This window comes from Citricoccus sp. I39-566 (assembly GCF_031432995.1).
Classification (GTDB): Bacteria; Actinomycetota; Actinomycetes; order Actinomycetales; family Micrococcaceae; genus Citricoccus; species Citricoccus nitrophenolicus_A.
In genome coordinates this window covers 1,173,432-1,187,674 of sequence record NZ_CP133842.1, presented here as the reverse complement: position 1 = coordinate 1,187,674, position 14,243 = coordinate 1,173,432, and the positions used below count along the sequence as shown (strand labels likewise).

Here is a 14,243-nt window from a genome sequence, read left to right as displayed (position 1 = left end):
GGTGTTCCCTTTCATCGGGTGAAGGCGCTGTGCCCGGTGAGGGCGCGGCCGAGGATCAGCGTGTTCATCTCCCGGGTTCCCTCGAAGGTGTACATGGCCTCGGCGTCCATGAAGTAGCGGATGACGTCCTGCTCCAGCAGCAGCCCGTTGCCGCCCACGGTCTCCCGGGCCAGGGCGGCCGACTCGCGCAGCCGGTTGCCGGCCACGAGCTTGATCAGGCTAGGCGTGACGTCGTCCGCCACGGGGTGGGTGGTGGTGCGCACGGCCAGGGCGAGGGTCTGGGCGATGTTCTCCACGATCCGCACGAGCTTGTCCTGGATCAGCTGATAGGAGGCGATGGGCCGGCCGAACTGCTCACGGGCCTGCGCGTAGCCCAGGGCTGACTCGTAGGTGGCCAGCTGCATGCCGGCGGAACTCCAGGCGATCTCGGGACGCAGGGTGCGGAAGGCCCGGTTGATGTCGGCGAAGGAACCGATGCGCGGCAGCCGCAGCCCGTCCGGGACATAGACCTCGCGCAGCGAGATGTCCGCGTTGTGCACGGTCCTCAGGGCCGCCTTGTGCTCGATCACGGACCGTTCCACGCCGTCGGCCCGGGAGGGCACCACGAAGGCCAGCACCCGGTCACCGCCCTGCTCGCGGGCCACCACCACGAGGTGGTCCGAGATGGTGGCATTGCCGATCCAGCGCTTGGCGCCGTTGAGGATCCACCCGTCCCCGTGGCGGCGGGCCGTGGTGGAGAGCCCTCCGGCGATGTCCGAGCCGTGGTCCGGCTCGGTCAGGGCGAAGCAGCCGGTCATCCGGAAGTCGATGATGTCCCGGTCCCAGTCCCGGACCTGGGCCGGGCTGGCCCCCTCCAGCACGAGCGTGCGGAACATCCCCACCTGGCCGCCGAAGGTCATGGAGACGGACAGGTCGGCCCGGCACAGCTCGATGGTGCGGAAGCCCCGGTAGAGGGCCCGCGTCCGGCCGTCCGCGTCCAGCAGGGCGGGATCATCCACGAGCCGCAGCCGGGCCAGCGGCTGCCGGAGGTGGGCGAGGTGCTCCGCGCGCTCCCAGTAGTCGGGGAGGATCGGCCGCACGTGCTCCTCGAGGTAGGCACGCAGGGCCAGCAGCTTGTCCCGCTCGGGGGACGTGAGGTCCGCGGAGAAGCCCAGCAGGTCTCCGGGGTAGTCCAGCACTCCGGTCATGGCGTGCCCTCCCTCTCGCGCTGCGCCCCGCGGTCCCGCTCGAGCTCCTGCCGCAGCCGGGCGAGGTTGAGCTTGCCCTGGGGGCTGCGCTCCAGCACGGACCGGACCACGAGGTGCCGGGGTTTCTTGTACCCGGCCAGCAGGGGCGTGACGTGGTCCAGGATGGCGCCGGCCGTCGTCGGGCCCGCCACGGCCACCGCGGCCGCCACGATCTCGCCGAAGCGCGGATCCGGCAGGCCCACCACCACGGCGTCCAGGACCGCGGGGTGGCTCAGCAGCGCCTCCTCGACCTCCTGCGGGTAGACCTTCTCGCCGCCGGTGTTGACCACCGAGCTGCCGCGGCCCAGGAACTCGAGGTGGCGGTCCTCCAGCACGCGCACCCAGTCGCCGGGCACCACGTGCCGCCGTCCGCCGATCACGGGGAAGGTCTCGGCGGTCTTGCGCTCGTCCCCGTGGTAGCCCAGCGGCAGCGGTCCGCGGGAGGCCAGGATGCCCACCGCCCCCACCCGGTCCTGGACCTCGCGGTACTCCTCGTCCAGCACCACGGCGGACTCGAGCAGGCGCGGGCGGCCCGGCAGGTCCTCGGCGCCGCATGTCTGGGTGACGGCGAAGCCGCCGCCCTCCGTGGTGGCGAGCAGGTCGATGATGGACATCTCACCGTGGGCGTGGAACCGCCGCTTGGTCTCGGGACCGAAGCGCATGCCCGAGCTGTAGATGGACGTGATGCGGTCCAACCGCACCCCCGCGGCGTCGGCCGCGTCCAGGACCGGCAGGGAGACGGCGTCCCCGGCCACCACCAGTCGGGTGGCCTGTTCGTCCACGGCCATCCGGACGGCGGCCCCGGCGTCCAGCCGCGGGGAATCCGTGGTCAGCACGGTCCCGCCCAGGGTCAGGGTGTTCAGGGAGACCGTCAGGGCGGTGCCGTGGATGAATGGGGACAGGGGCAGGGTCACCACGCGCGGCGTGTCCGGGTCCACGGCCAGCGCCACCGCACCGGCCACGTCCTCGGGGGCCGGCAGCCCCAGGACCGTGTAGGTGCTGAAGCGCTGGGAGGCGAACAGGTCGGCGGCCACCCAGCGGGCGGCCTTGGGCCGGCCCGTGGTGCCGCCCGTGTAGATCCACAGTTCCGCGTCCTCCGGCGGGGCGGCCGGCAGGCTCGCCTGCGGGGCCACGGCGTCCTCCCACGCCAGCGAGGCCGGTCCGGAGCCACCGACCTCACCGGGACCGTCGGGGACGCGGATCAGCACCGGCCGGGTGGCCGCGAGGTCGAGGGCGCCGGACACCACGTCCCCCAGCGAGTCCGGGGCCACCAGGGCGGCGGCCTGCGAGTCGTCCAGCAGGTCGGCCAGCTCCCGGGCGCGGATCCGGTAGTTGAGGGGCGCCGGGATGATCCCGGTGGCCAGGCACGCGTAGAAGGCCACCAGGAACTCGGGCCGGTTGTACATCAGGAGGGCCACCCGGTCGCCGGGCCGCAGCCCCTGGTCCTGCAGGGAGGCGGCCAGTCCGGCGGCGTCCCGGGTGAACTCGGCGAAGCTCCAGTGGCGGCCGTCGGCTCCGCGCACGGCGGTCCGGTCCGGGTCCGCGGCCGCGATCCCCTGCCAGACGAGGCTGTGCTGTCCCATCACGCCTCCCCCCGCGCAGAGTCCCGCGCCGTGTCCCGCGCCGAGCGCGGGCCCGAGGCCTGCGCCTGGGCGGCGAGGTCCCGGCTCCAGGCGGCGTCGATCCCGTCCGGCGACCAGCCGCCCTCGTGATCCAGGGTCTGCAGCACGTCCGGGTGTGAGTACAGGGTGAGCCGGTCCCCGCCCAGCCCGAGCGCCTGCCCGGTCACGCCGGCCGAGGCCTCCGAGGCGAGCCAGACGATCAGCGGGGCCACGTCCTCGGGACTGCCCAGGGCGTGGTCCCGCCGGTACCCGGCGGGGATGGGGCGGCCCGCCAGGTACTCCTCGTAGACCTGCGCGTAGGCAGGGATGGTGGCGGTCATCGGGGACAGGGCCGTGGGCACCACGGTGTTCACCGTGATCGATGCCCGGGCCAGCTCCAGGGACCAGGTCCGCGCCATGGCCACGAGCCCGGCCTTCGCGGCGGCATAGTTGGTCTGCCCGAAGCTGCCGAACTGCCCCGCCGGCGAGCCGATGAGGATGATCCTGCCGCCCTCGCCCTGCTCGCGCATCGCCACGGCGGCCGCCCGGCCACACGTGAACGCCCCGCGCAGGTGGGAGGAGACGACCAGGTCGAAGTCCTCGTCCGTCATCTTCCACAGCACCCGGTCCCGCAGGGCCCCGGCGTTGGCCACCAGCACGTCCAGCCGGCCGAACGCGGACAGCGCGGTGTCCACGAGCCGCTGGGCGGTCTCAGCCGTGCCGACGGCGGCCACCACGGCCTCGGCCCGGCCCCCGGCGGCCCGGATCTCGGCCGCGGTGGACTCCGCGGTCTCCGGGTCCAGGTCATTGACCACGACGGCGGCGCCCGCTTCGGCCAGCGCCAGCGCGTAGGCCTTGCCGAGGCTGCGCCCCGCCCCCGTCACGATGGCGACACGGCCCTCCAGCCGGGCCGGACCCGCGCCGCTCACCGGTAGTACCGCAGGACGAACTCGGCCACGCACACCGGCTTGTCCCCGCCCTCGAGCTCATAGGTGACCTTCAGGACCACCTGGACGCCGCCGTCGAGCTCCGTCACCTCGAGCACCTCGGCGCCCGCCCGGACGCGGGCGCCGGCCGGCGTGGGCGCCGGGAAGCGGACCCTGTTCAGCCCGTAGTTGATCCCGACGCCGGCCCCGGTCACCTTCCACAGCTGGGCCAGGTGCGGGACCACGATGCTCAAGGACAGCAGGCCGTGGGCGATCCGGGTGCCGAAGGCGCTGGCGGCGGCGAAGGCCTCGTCCACGTGGATCGGGTTGTGGTCCCCGGTCAGGTCCGCGAAGACATCGATGTCCTCCTGGCTGATGGTCCGCCAGTCCGAGGGGCCCAGGGTTCTGCCCTGCAGCTCGGGAAGCTCGTCCAGGGTCACGGTCAACGGGGTGCTCATACGGCGGCGTTCCTTCGCGGTCGGGGCGGTGGTGGAGGGGCGTCTCTGCAACGTAGGGCCGTTCTCCGCGGCCCCACCACCCTCCTTCCATTAAGCGGAAGACGCCGTTCCGGGCCCCTGGCGCCCCGGTTAGCGTGGCCGTGATCCAGATCACAGTCCAGGAGGACCACCCGTGGTGCAGACCAGCCCATCAGGCGTCCGAGCAGGCGCCTCCACCCCCGAGCACGATCCGCCCCAACAGCCCCCGGCCAGGATCTCCATCCGGTCCGTCTCCAAGGTCTTCGCCACCAAGACCCAGCGCACCGAGGCGCTGCGGGACATCAACCTCGAGGTCTCCGCGGGCGAGACGGTGTCCCTGATCGGCCGCTCCGGCTGCGGCAAGTCCACGCTGCTGCGCATCATGGCCGGGCTGCTGCCACCCACCGAGGGCAACGTCCTCGTCTCCGGCCAGCCGCTCTGGAACGGCACCACCGTGGAGAGCGGGGTACTGGCCCAGCTCGGCGTCGTCTTCCAGGAGCCCCACCTCTTCCCCTGGTTCGACATCCGGGACAACATCGCCCTGCCGCTGAAGCTCCGCGGGGTCGGCAAGGCCGAGCGCCGGCGCCGCGCCACCGAGCTGGCCGAGCTGGTGGGCCTGGGCGACTTCCTCACGTCCTACCCCCGTGAGCTCTCCGGGGGCATGCGCCAGCGGGTGGCCATCGCGAGGGCGCTGAGCCGCGACCCCGAGCTGCTGCTGATGGACGAGCCCTTCGGGGCGCTGGACGCCCTGACCCGGGAGAAGATGAACCTCGAGCTCCAGCGCATCACCCTGGCCACCCGGGCCACAGTCGTCTTCGTCACCCATGACATCGCGGAGGCGGTCTTCATCGGGGACCGGGTGGTGCAGCTGACGCCGCGCCCGGGGCGCATCCAGTCCACCGTCGAGGTGGGCCTCGAGCGCCCGCGGCCCCTCGACGTCCAGGCCACCGAGGCCTTCGGCACCACCGTCCGCGCCCTGCGCCACGCCCTGGAAGACGAGGAGGAATCATGAGCTCCACCCGCCTGGGACGGCGCCTGCCCTGGATCGGGGCCCCGCTGCTGATCGTGGTGCTGTGCACCGTCTGGGAGATCACGGTCCGGGCGCTCGACGTGTCCATCCTCATCCTGCCGCCGCCCTCGCTGATCGCCGAACGGCTCGGCGAGCTGGTGCAGGACCCCGAGATCTGGCGGCACGCCGGGATCACGGCCTCGGAGATCATCGTCGGCTTCCTGCTGGCCGTGGTCCTCGGGGTGCTGGTGGGCGTCCTGCTCGGCAAGGTGGCCTGGCTGGAGATGACGGTCCGGCCCATCATCGTCCTGCTGCAGGTGGTGCCGAAGGTCGCCTTCGTGCCCCTGTTCGTCATCTGGTTCGGCTTCGGCATGAGCTCCAAAGTGATCATCGCCGCCATGCTGGCGTTCTTCCCGATCATGCTGAACGTCCTGCTGGGCGTGAAGTCGATCGACCCGGGCCACCGGGACGTCATGACCGCCCTGAACGCCGGGCGGATGCAGCGGTTCACCAACCTCGACTTCCGCAGCGTCATGCCCTACCTGCTGGCGGGCATGGAGACCGGGATCGTGTTCGCCGTGATCGGCGCCATCGTGGGCGAGTACCTCGGCGGCAACGAGGGACTCGGCTACATGGTGGTCCGGACGCTGAACCAGCTGGACGCCCCCGGGCTGTTCGGGGTGGTCGTCCTGCTGGCCGTCCTCGGCCTGGTGCTCTACGGCGCCGTGTTCATCCTGAAGCGGTTCCTCATCCCCTGGCACGAGTCCGTGTACTCGCAACAGGGGACCGTGGCATGACCCGCGTGGAGGCCCACCGCTCCGTGCTCGGACGCCTCCACCGGCTGCTCTCCGCCTTCGACCACGAGCACACGCACCACTCCCTCTCCGACCTCAGCCGCCGCACGGGGCTGCCGCTGACCACCACGCACCGCATGGTGGGCGAGCTGCTGTCCCTGGGCATGCTGGACCGCACGGACGAGGACCAGCTGTGCATCGGCGTGGACCTGTGGAACTTCGGGCTGCTGGCACCCAAGACCCACGGGCTGCAACGGGTGGCCCTGCCCTTCATGCAGGACCTGTACTCGACCACCGGCTTCCCCATCCACCTGGGCATCCCGGACGCCCAGCAGATCACCACCGTGGAGAGTCTGCGCCCCCACGGACCCGGCCACGAGCGCCCGCGCATCGGGCAGCGGGACCCGTACCACGTGGTGGCCGTGGGGGTGGCCCTGCTGGCCTTCCAGCCCGCCGCCGCCCAGCAGCGGTACCTGTCCTGGCTCGAGGGTCGCGGGGGCGCCGGGCCGGACGACCCCGCCACGGTGCGGGCGGCGCTCGCGCAGACGCGGGCCGCTGGCTTCTCGGTCAACAACAACCGGACCTTCCCCCGCGTGGGCATCGGCGCCCCGATCCTGGACCACACCGGCCTGCCGGTCGCGGCCATCTCGATCGTGGTGCCCGAGGGGACCACGAACACCCCCTACGGACTCCTCGTCCGCAGCACGGCCCGCTCCATCCAGCGCACCGCCCTGGAACAGCGCATCGACGTCCACCCCGGTCCCGGATCGGGACGGGCCCACCCCAGTGAAGGAGACTGACCATGAACAGGATGAACAGTACCGCCGGCCCGGAGCCGGCCCTGCTGCACCGCGACCTCAGCCGGCGCACCCTCTTCCGAGGCCTCGGGGTGGGACTGCTGGCCGCGGCCGGTGCCGGGGCGCTGAGCTCCTGCGGCACGGGCTCGCAGGCCGGCGGCGGGGGCGGCGCGGGGGGCGAGGGGGGATCGCTGGGAGAGGTGACCTACATCAGCTTCCTGCCCTTCGAGACCCTGTCCTTCGCCGCCGAGATGCTGGCGATGTCCGCGGGCCACGACGCCGCCCACGGCATCGATCTCGGCGTCGAGGTCGCCCGGGGCACCTCACCCTCGCTGCAGGCCATGATCGCCGGCGCCGGGCTCGTGGCCCGCTGCAACACCGTGGACCTGGCCGCCGCCCGCGGCCAGGGCCAGGACGTGGTGAACATCGGCACGATCGCCCGGGGCCCGGCCCAGCGCATCAACTTCTCGCGGGACCGTCCCATCACGAGCGCCCGGGACATGGTGGGCATGACGATCGGCATCCCCTCGGAGGGCGGCAGCACGGAGAACAACCTGCGCCTGACCCTGGAGAACGCCGGCGTGGACTCCGAACAGGTCAACCTGCAGGTGGTCACGGACAACCCGGCCTCCTGGGAGATGATCCAGCGCGGTCAGATCGACGGGTACATCTCCAGTCCGGACCAGAGCTTCCTGCTGCTGGACATGCAGGACGGCGCGGATGCGATCGTGCTCGGAGACCTCTCCCCGGTGATCTCGGACCGGCAGTACTTCGTCACCACCCAGCAGCACATCGAGGAGAAGCCGGACCACCTGCGCGCCTTCCTGGCCTCACTGCAGGACGCGGTGACCTTCATGGTGGACGACGCAGACCGGACGAAGACCCTTGAGGCGCTGCGGCAGGAGAACTCCTTCGCCAGCCTGGACAACGACTCCGTGGCCCGCTCCGCCCTGGACGTGCAGGTCCAGAACTTCGTCAATGATGAGGAACCGGATCCACTGGTCACCGATGAGGAGATCTGGCTCGCCTCGATCGAGGAGCTGGTCGAGACCGGCCGGATCGAGCCGGTCGACGCGCCGGAGTCCTGGATGAGCAACGAGCTGCTGGGCACCTGACCACCGCCGGAGGTGACGGCGCCGGCCCGCTGAAGGGGGCCGGCGCCGTTCCTCAGGGCCTCGGATCAACCGGCGGGGTACTCCACCGGGCTGTAGGAGGAGGGCCGCAGGCGGGGGTTCAGGCCGAAGACCTCCACCACGGCGGAGACGCCGGCGTTGTTGGCCCCGGCGACCACCACCTGCACGGACTCGGGGGCGGACAGGGCGGGGACCCGGTCCGGGGTGCCCGAGCCCCGCGCCGTGTCCGCGATCGCGTCCGGGTGCGCCGAGGACAGCCGCCACCGGGCGTGGTGCGAGATCGCGTCCTTGCCCACGCGGGCCAGCTCCTCGCGGGTGCGCACGGCGTGCTCGAAGATGAATCGCCGCAGCCGGTCCTTGTCCCAGCCGGCGCCGGCGAGCACGTGGGCGTGCTCCGGGCTCAGCACCAGCAGGGCGTTGGTGTACTCGTGGATGAAGGCTCCGGTGCGGGTGATCGAATCCGTGAAGTCCAGGGCCAGCTGCTCGGCCTCCTGGGTGTGCCGGGCCTCGATATGCATGACCGAGCGGATGACGAACGAGGTGACCACGTCGTCGTCCTCGGCGAAGCCGTACTCGGTGTGCAGCGACGGCCAGGGGCTCTGCTCCTGGTTCTCGCCGATGACGGCCGTGTACTTGGCCGGGGTCGCCTGGGTGGCCTGGTCCAGCTGGTGGGGCCGCAGGCCGAAGACGTTGATCAGGGCGAGCCGGAGGGCCCGTCCGATCGTGGCGTTAGCCCGGTGGCCGGAGCCGAAGACGTTGCCCCGGGAGTTGAGGTCCAGCCGCTCCCGCACCGGGCCGTTCACCACGGTGAACGGCGCCGTGCCCGTGGTCGACTGCCAGATGCCCTTGCGCGGGTTCGGCTCCTGGGCGATCCCCTTCCAGGCCGCCAGCACCACGGGCAGGTACTCCGGGCGGCAGCCGGCCAGGGCGGCGTTGATGGCCGCGTAGCGCACCGTCAGCTCCCGGTTCAGGTGCGGGATGGCGAACAGCACCTCCTCGGGGTCCAGCGGGGTGGCGGCCAGGAACTCGTCCACGATCGACTCGCTGACCGGGACCACCGGCAGTCCGTCCGTCCAGCCGTTCTCCTGGTACCGCTCCAGCACGTCCCGGATGCCCCGGGCGTCGACCTGGGGCTGAACCGCCGCGCCGTTCACGCCGTCACCTCGGCCCCGAGGATGCGCTCCACACCGGCCATCAGCTCGTCCGCCCGGCCGGCCAGCTCGTCCGCGGACAGGCTGGCGATGGGGTGCCGGGCGGCCAGGAAGTCGTAGCCGGGGAATCCCTGGAGCGAGGCCATAGCCTGCCCGGACAGCAGGAAGGAGTCACTGACGATGCTCACGGCCGGCAGCCCGTGCCGTTCGAAGATGATGCCATCCTGCACGGTGGCCGCGCTGCAGGAGCCGCAGTCCCCCACGGCGGTGACGACCACGTCGCACTCCCGCACGATCTCGTCCCGCAGCTCGTCCTTGACCGGCGTGCCGAAGTAGTCCTTGGTGTACATCGTCACCGCGCCGACGCCGTGCCGGCGGCGCAACGCCTCGCCGAGGGCCTCGAGCAGGGTGGTGGCATTGGGCTTGGTGTTGTCCAGCAGCCCGACCCTCAGTCCCGCCAGGGTGCCCGGCCGGGGCGAGAGGGTCGTGTCACTGCCGCGCTCGGCGGCGCCGGTGGGGTCGATCAGCACTTCCAGGGTGGTCATGTCCGGTTCTCCGTTCCATTCTCGTGATGGCCTTCACCCCACCAGCTCCGGCGGCCCCGCTCAACGCGTGCTTCCGGTGTCCGGAAGCCCGCCGGACCCGTTCCCCGCGGGGGCCGGACGGGTGTTCCGCGCAGCGGAAGGACGGCTCGGCAGCGCCGGACCGGGCGGCCACAATGGATCGCACCCGTACCATCGATCCCCCCACCGACTGGAGGAACCATGACCACCCAGCCCCTCGAGGACCTGCGCCAGACCCTCGCCGCGGACGGCTACATCCTGTCCATCGACTCCTCCGGCGAGCGGGTGGACGCCCGGATCAGCGCCGAGGACGGGGTCTGCGGCGACTGCCTCGTGCCGAAGAACCTCATGGCCCTGATGATCTCCAATGCCACCGGAGCCGCCGCGGACTCCATCGATCTCACCTACCCCACGGAGATCGGCGACGACGGCCAGATCCGCTAGGCGGGCACGGCACCAACAGACCAACAGGCAGGGCCCCGGAACCAGCTGGTTCCGGGGCCCTGCCCGTCTCGCACCCTCCGCCCCGGGAGCACCCCCGGGGCGGAGGAGATCTTCACAGCACCGGTCTCACTGCTCCACCCAGACCCGGTCGTACAGGACGCCCGAGTTGACCACGAGGGCCGGGATGGGGGTGGTCAGCCCTGGGCCGTGGACGCCCTCGCGGACCACCTGGGCCGGGGAGAAAGCCATCCCGAAGGGACCGTAGGCCTCATCGGAGATCATCTCGGCGGCCTGCCGGTAGAGCTCGCCGCGCTCGTCCTGGTCCACGGTGGAGGCGGCGTCCAGCAGCACCTGGTCCAGCTCGGTGTTCAGGTTCTCCTGCAGCGCCTGCGTGGCGGTCTCGGCCCCGTCCGGCAGGGGCGTCCCGCTGAACGGCGAGGTGGACCCGAAGCGGACCCCCACGCCGATCCCCGCGGCCGGCTCCCAGGCACCCGCGGTCTGCAGCATGGACTCCCACTCGCCGGAGGTGAACTTGGTGATCACGTCCCCGAGCGGCTTGGAGTCGATCGTCACGTCGATCCCGGCCTCCTGCCACTGCGTCTGCAGCGCCGTGGTCACCTGGCGGGCGGTGACGATGTCCGTGGTGCCGAGCTCCACCGTCAGCCCGCCGATCTCCTCGACGAGCTCCTTGGCCTTGTCCAGGTCATAGGTGCGGTACCCCTCGACCTCGGGCTCGTGGAACAACCCGCCCGAGGCCGTGAAGGACTGGGACATGTCGCCCTGGCCCCCGAAGAGCCCCTCGTTGATGGCCTCGAAGTCGGTGGCGTAGTAGATGGCCTCCCGGGCCCTCTTGTCGTCGAACGGGGCCGTGCGCGTGTTCAGCTGGATGACGTACGGGGACGTGGGTGCCCCGAGCGTGGTGGTCAGGTCCGGGTTCTGCTGGGCCTGGTTGATCAGCGTCACGGAGCTGAGCCCCTCGATCGCGTCCCCCTGCCCGGCCTGCAGCGTCTGGTAGAGCACCTGGTCGCCGCCGACCGACTGGAAGGACAGCTCGTCCAGGTAGGGCAGGCCCTCCTTGAAGTAGTCCTCGTTCTTGGTCAGCTCCAGCCGCTCGGAGAGCCGGTTGGCCTCGACCGTGAACGGTCCGGCGGCCACGGGGGCCTGGCTGTAGGCCTCGGCACCGAGCTCCTTGTAGGCGGTGGGCGAGCCGATCAGGTTCAGGCTCGTGGAGGGCATGGCGTTGACGAACGCCCCGTTGGCCACGGAGAAGTGGACCTCGAAGGTGTGCTCGTCCACGGCCTGGATGGCGCCGAGCCGCTGCTCGATCAGACCCTGGTCCACGTCCTCGGGCAGGGCCGCGTAGAGATCGTCGAGGAACTGCTGGTCCAGTTCCGGCATGGGGCGCTCGAGGTCCAGTTCCAGCTGCGGGGCGCCGGTGCTGCCGGAGCTCAGGTGCCGGATCCAGTTCCAGACCACGGCCTCGGCGTTCAGCGGGGTGCCGTCCGAGAAGGTGATGCCCTCCCGGAGCTTCACCGTCAGGGTGAGCCCGTCCTCGGAGAACTCGTAGCTCTCGGCCTGGTCCGGGACGATCTCGGCGTTCTCCCCGTTCTCGTCCGCCTCGAGGCTGAACAGGCCACCGAAGATCGCGTAGTTCTGCGGCACGTTGGCCCCGACCGTGTTGGAGATGGACGGGTCCAGCCCGGTGGACCAGCCACCGGCGAACCCGGCGTCCAGCAGCACCGTGAGGTCGCCGCCGGCCTGCGGCTCGCCGACCTCGGCGGCTGCCTCGGTGGCGCCGCCGTCCTCGGTCGGTTCCGAGCCGCCGCAACCGGCGAGGACGAGGCTGAGGCTGGCCGCGAGGGCCAGGGGGCCGAGGAGACCGCGGCGCGGGCCCGGCTGGCGGGTGGTGGTGTTCATGACGACTCCCAAGGGGACGGTGATGGAGGTTCGGCCAGCGTGATGCACATCACAGCCGGTTGCTCGGAAGTCTCCCGCAGCCCGCCGGGAGGCTCCATGCGCCTTCCGCCGGATAGAAGGCGCTAGGCCGAGGCGACGGCGGCGGCGCCCGCCGGGTGCCCGTTGGTGGGCCGGCCGTGGTCGTCGAGGGGGAAGTGGCAGGCCACCTGACCGCCGCCGTCGCACGGCGCGAGGAGGGGCTCCACCTCCGCGCAGATCTCCTGCGCGAGGGGACACCGGGTCCGGAAGCGGCAGCCGGAGGGCGGGTCCAGCGGGCTGGGCACGTCGCCCGGCAGGGTGACCGGCCGCTTGGCGATGCCGGTCTCGGGGTCCAGCCCGGGAACCGAGTCCAGGAGGGCGCGGGTGTAGGGGTGCCGGGGCGTCTCGTACATCCGGTCCGAGGGCGCGATCTCCGCCAGCTGACCGAGGTAGAGCACCGCCACGCGGTCACTGACCTGCTTGACGGTGGCCAGGTCGTGGGCGATGAACAGGTAGGACAGCCCCAGTTCCACCCGCAGCTTCTCGAACAGGTTGATCACCTGGGCCTGGATGAGCACGTCGAGCGAGGAGATGGCCTCGTCGCAGATGATCACCGCCGGGTCCAGGGAGATGGCCCGGGCGATCGCCACCCGCTGCGCCTGCCCGCCGGAGAGCTCCATCGGCCGGCGCCGCAGGTAGGTGTCCGGGTCCAGCCCCACCAGCTCCAGCAGCTCGCGGACCTTCGCGCGCCGCTGCTGCCGGCTCAGCGAGCGGTGGCTGTCCAGCGGCTCGGCCACCACGTCCTCGATCCGCCAGCGCGGGTTCAGCGAGGTGAAGGGATCCTGGTAGACCATCTGGAAGTTGGCCCAGACCTTCTTCAGCTCCCGGCGGTTCAGCTCCGTCAGGTCCCGGTCCTGGAACATCACGGAGCCGGACTTCGGGCGGTCCACCTGGATGACGGCCCGGGCCAGCGTGCTCTTGCCCGATCCGGTCTCCCCCACGATCCCGAGGGTCTCCCCCGGCATCAGGTCGAAGGAGATGTCGGACACCGCGTGGACCACGCCCTCCTTGACCCCACCGGGGCCGCGGCTCTCGAACTCCTGGACGATGTTCCGCACGGACAATAGCGGTTCGCTCATGGTTGCGTCTCCTCTCGGGGTTCCACGGCGCTCGGGGCCGCGGACCCGGGGACCGGGTTCCAGCACGCGTAGCGGTGGCCGGGCTCGTGTTCCTCCAGGGCCGGTGCCGTGGAGCAGATATCCGTGGCGCGCGGGCACCGCGGCCGGAAGGGACAGCCCTCGATCCGCTGCGAGGGGTCCGGCGGGTGCCCGCCGATCACCGTCAGGGCGGAGTGCGAGGGCCGGGACACCTGGGGGATCGCCTCCAACAGCGCCCGCGTGTAGGGCATCCGGACGTTGGCGAACAGCTCCGTGGTCCTGGCCTGCTCCACCACCTGGCCGGCGTACATCACCAGCACCTCGTCCGCGTAGCTGGCGGCCAGCCCGAGATCGTGGCTGATCATGATCACGGCGGTCCCCAGCCGCTCCCGGAGATCCACGAGCAGCTCCATGATCTGGGCCTGGGTGGTCACGTCCAGGGCCGTGGTGGCCTCGTCGGCGATCAGGACCTTGGGGTCCGAGGCCAGGGCGATCGCGATCATGACGCGCTGGCGCATGCCGCCGGAGAGCTGGTGCGGGTACTGGTGGAACCGCTTCTCCGGGGCGGGCAGCCGCACCAGCTGCAACAGCTCGACGGCCCGCTCGGCCGCCTGCCGGCGTCCGATGGAGCGGTGGGTGCGGACCGACTCCACGATCTGCGCCCCCACGGACATGGTGGGGTTCAGCGAGCGCGCCGGGTCCTGGAAGACCATGGAGATCTCCTGGCCCCGGACCATCCGCATCCTCCGGTCGCTCAGGCCCACGAGTTCCCTGCCCTCGAGGACCGCCGATCCGGTGACGGAGGCGCTGGGCGGCAGCAGTCCCATCAGGGCCCGGACGGTAACCGACTTGCCCGACCCCGATTCGCCGATGATGGCCAGCATCTTCCCGGGCCGGACGTCGAAGGAGACGCCCTTCGCCGCCCGGATGCGCCGGCCGGACCGCGTGAAGGTCACGTGCAGGTCCCGGACCGCGAGGAGCGGTTGCTCCCCGGCACCGGCGGCGTGGGCCGGCTCAGGTGTGATGGTCAT

14 protein-coding genes are annotated in these 14,243 nt (G+C 71.6%); 5 read left to right on the top strand and 9 right to left on the bottom strand.

Features of this window, described 5'->3' with window-relative positions; translation table 11 throughout:
• Positions 1–11: 11 nt before the first annotated feature.
• The 4 genes from RE421_RS05600 to RE421_RS05585 are packed head-to-tail and all read right to left on the bottom strand — an operon-like array spanning position 12 to position 4,211.
• The gene (locus RE421_RS05600; RefSeq protein ID WP_309815640.1) at positions 12–1,187 is read right to left on the bottom strand and encodes an acyl-CoA dehydrogenase family protein; all 1,176 of its coding nucleotides are present in this window, start codon (positions 1,185–1,187) and stop codon (positions 12–14) included.
• Positions 1,184–2,809, bottom strand: coding sequence for an AMP-binding protein (locus RE421_RS05595; protein WP_309815637.1), 1,626 nt, complete (start codon positions 2,807–2,809; stop codon positions 1,184–1,186). The genes RE421_RS05600 and RE421_RS05595 overlap by 4 nt, the downstream gene beginning before the upstream one ends.
• Positions 2,809–3,756, bottom strand: coding sequence for an SDR family NAD(P)-dependent oxidoreductase (locus tag RE421_RS05590; RefSeq protein ID WP_309815634.1), 948 nt, complete (start codon positions 3,754–3,756; stop codon positions 2,809–2,811). Before RE421_RS05590 ends, RE421_RS05595 begins: the two co-directional genes overlap by 1 nt.
• Positions 3,753–4,211 (bottom strand): MaoC family dehydratase, encoded by a 459-nt coding sequence (locus tag RE421_RS05585; protein ID WP_309815631.1) that lies wholly within the window; start codon positions 4,209–4,211, stop codon positions 3,753–3,755. The genes RE421_RS05590 and RE421_RS05585 overlap by 4 nt, the downstream gene beginning before the upstream one ends.
• 172 nt (positions 4,212–4,383) lie before the next feature.
• Between RE421_RS05585 and RE421_RS05580 the strand changes: the two genes are divergently transcribed.
• The 4 genes from RE421_RS05580 to RE421_RS05565 are packed head-to-tail and all read left to right on the top strand — an operon-like array spanning position 4,384 to position 7,944.
• Positions 4,384–5,241 carry an ABC transporter ATP-binding protein gene (locus tag RE421_RS05580; RefSeq protein ID WP_309815628.1) on the top strand — a complete coding sequence of 286 codons (858 nt, stop codon included), beginning with the start codon at positions 4,384–4,386 and terminating at the stop codon, positions 5,239–5,241.
• A complete protein-coding gene (locus tag RE421_RS05575) occupies positions 5,238–6,035 on the top strand; it encodes an ABC transporter permease (RefSeq protein ID WP_309815624.1) in 798 nt (265 codons plus the stop codon). The genes RE421_RS05580 and RE421_RS05575 overlap by 4 nt, the downstream gene beginning before the upstream one ends.
• The gene (locus RE421_RS05570) at positions 6,032–6,832 is read left to right on the top strand and encodes an IclR family transcriptional regulator (protein ID WP_309815619.1); all 801 of its coding nucleotides are present in this window, start codon (positions 6,032–6,034) and stop codon (positions 6,830–6,832) included. Before RE421_RS05575 ends, RE421_RS05570 begins: the two co-directional genes overlap by 4 nt.
• A gap of 2 nt (positions 6,833–6,834) precedes the next feature.
• Positions 6,835–7,944, top strand: coding sequence for an ABC transporter substrate-binding protein (locus tag RE421_RS05565; RefSeq protein ID WP_309815616.1), 1,110 nt, complete (start codon positions 6,835–6,837; stop codon positions 7,942–7,944).
• 65 nt (positions 7,945–8,009) lie between these two features.
• Here the strand turns inward: RE421_RS05565 and RE421_RS05560 are convergent, their stop codons facing one another.
• Entirely contained in the window at positions 8,010–9,116 is a 1,107-nt protein-coding gene (locus RE421_RS05560) for a hypothetical protein (RefSeq protein WP_309815612.1), read from the bottom strand.
• Positions 9,113–9,658: a UGSC family (seleno)protein gene (locus tag RE421_RS05555; RefSeq protein WP_309815610.1), complete on the bottom strand. Its 546-nt coding sequence runs from the start codon at positions 9,656–9,658 to the stop codon at positions 9,113–9,115. Before RE421_RS05555 ends, RE421_RS05560 begins: the two co-directional genes overlap by 4 nt.
• Positions 9,659–9,877: 219 nt before the next feature.
• On the opposite strand from RE421_RS05555, the gene RE421_RS05550 reads away from it, so the two are divergent.
• Positions 9,878–10,120 (top strand): hypothetical protein, encoded by a 243-nt coding sequence (locus RE421_RS05550; RefSeq protein WP_309815607.1) that lies wholly within the window; start codon positions 9,878–9,880, stop codon positions 10,118–10,120.
• 126 nt (positions 10,121–10,246) lie between these two features.
• Here the strand turns inward: RE421_RS05550 and RE421_RS05545 are convergent, their stop codons facing one another.
• The 3 genes from RE421_RS05545 to RE421_RS05535 all read right to left on the bottom strand — a co-directional run bounded on the left by RE421_RS05545 (position 10,247) and on the right by RE421_RS05535 (position 14,243).
• A complete protein-coding gene (locus tag RE421_RS05545) occupies positions 10,247–12,037 on the bottom strand; it encodes an ABC transporter substrate-binding protein (protein WP_309815604.1) in 1,791 nt (596 codons plus the stop codon).
• A 122-nt stretch (positions 12,038–12,159) separates the two neighbouring features.
• Positions 12,160–13,194, bottom strand: coding sequence for an ABC transporter ATP-binding protein (locus tag RE421_RS05540; RefSeq protein ID WP_309815601.1), 1,035 nt, complete (start codon positions 13,192–13,194; stop codon positions 12,160–12,162).
• Entirely contained in the window at positions 13,191–14,243 is a 1,053-nt protein-coding gene (locus tag RE421_RS05535; protein ID WP_309815599.1) for an ABC transporter ATP-binding protein, read from the bottom strand. The genes RE421_RS05540 and RE421_RS05535 overlap by 4 nt, the downstream gene beginning before the upstream one ends.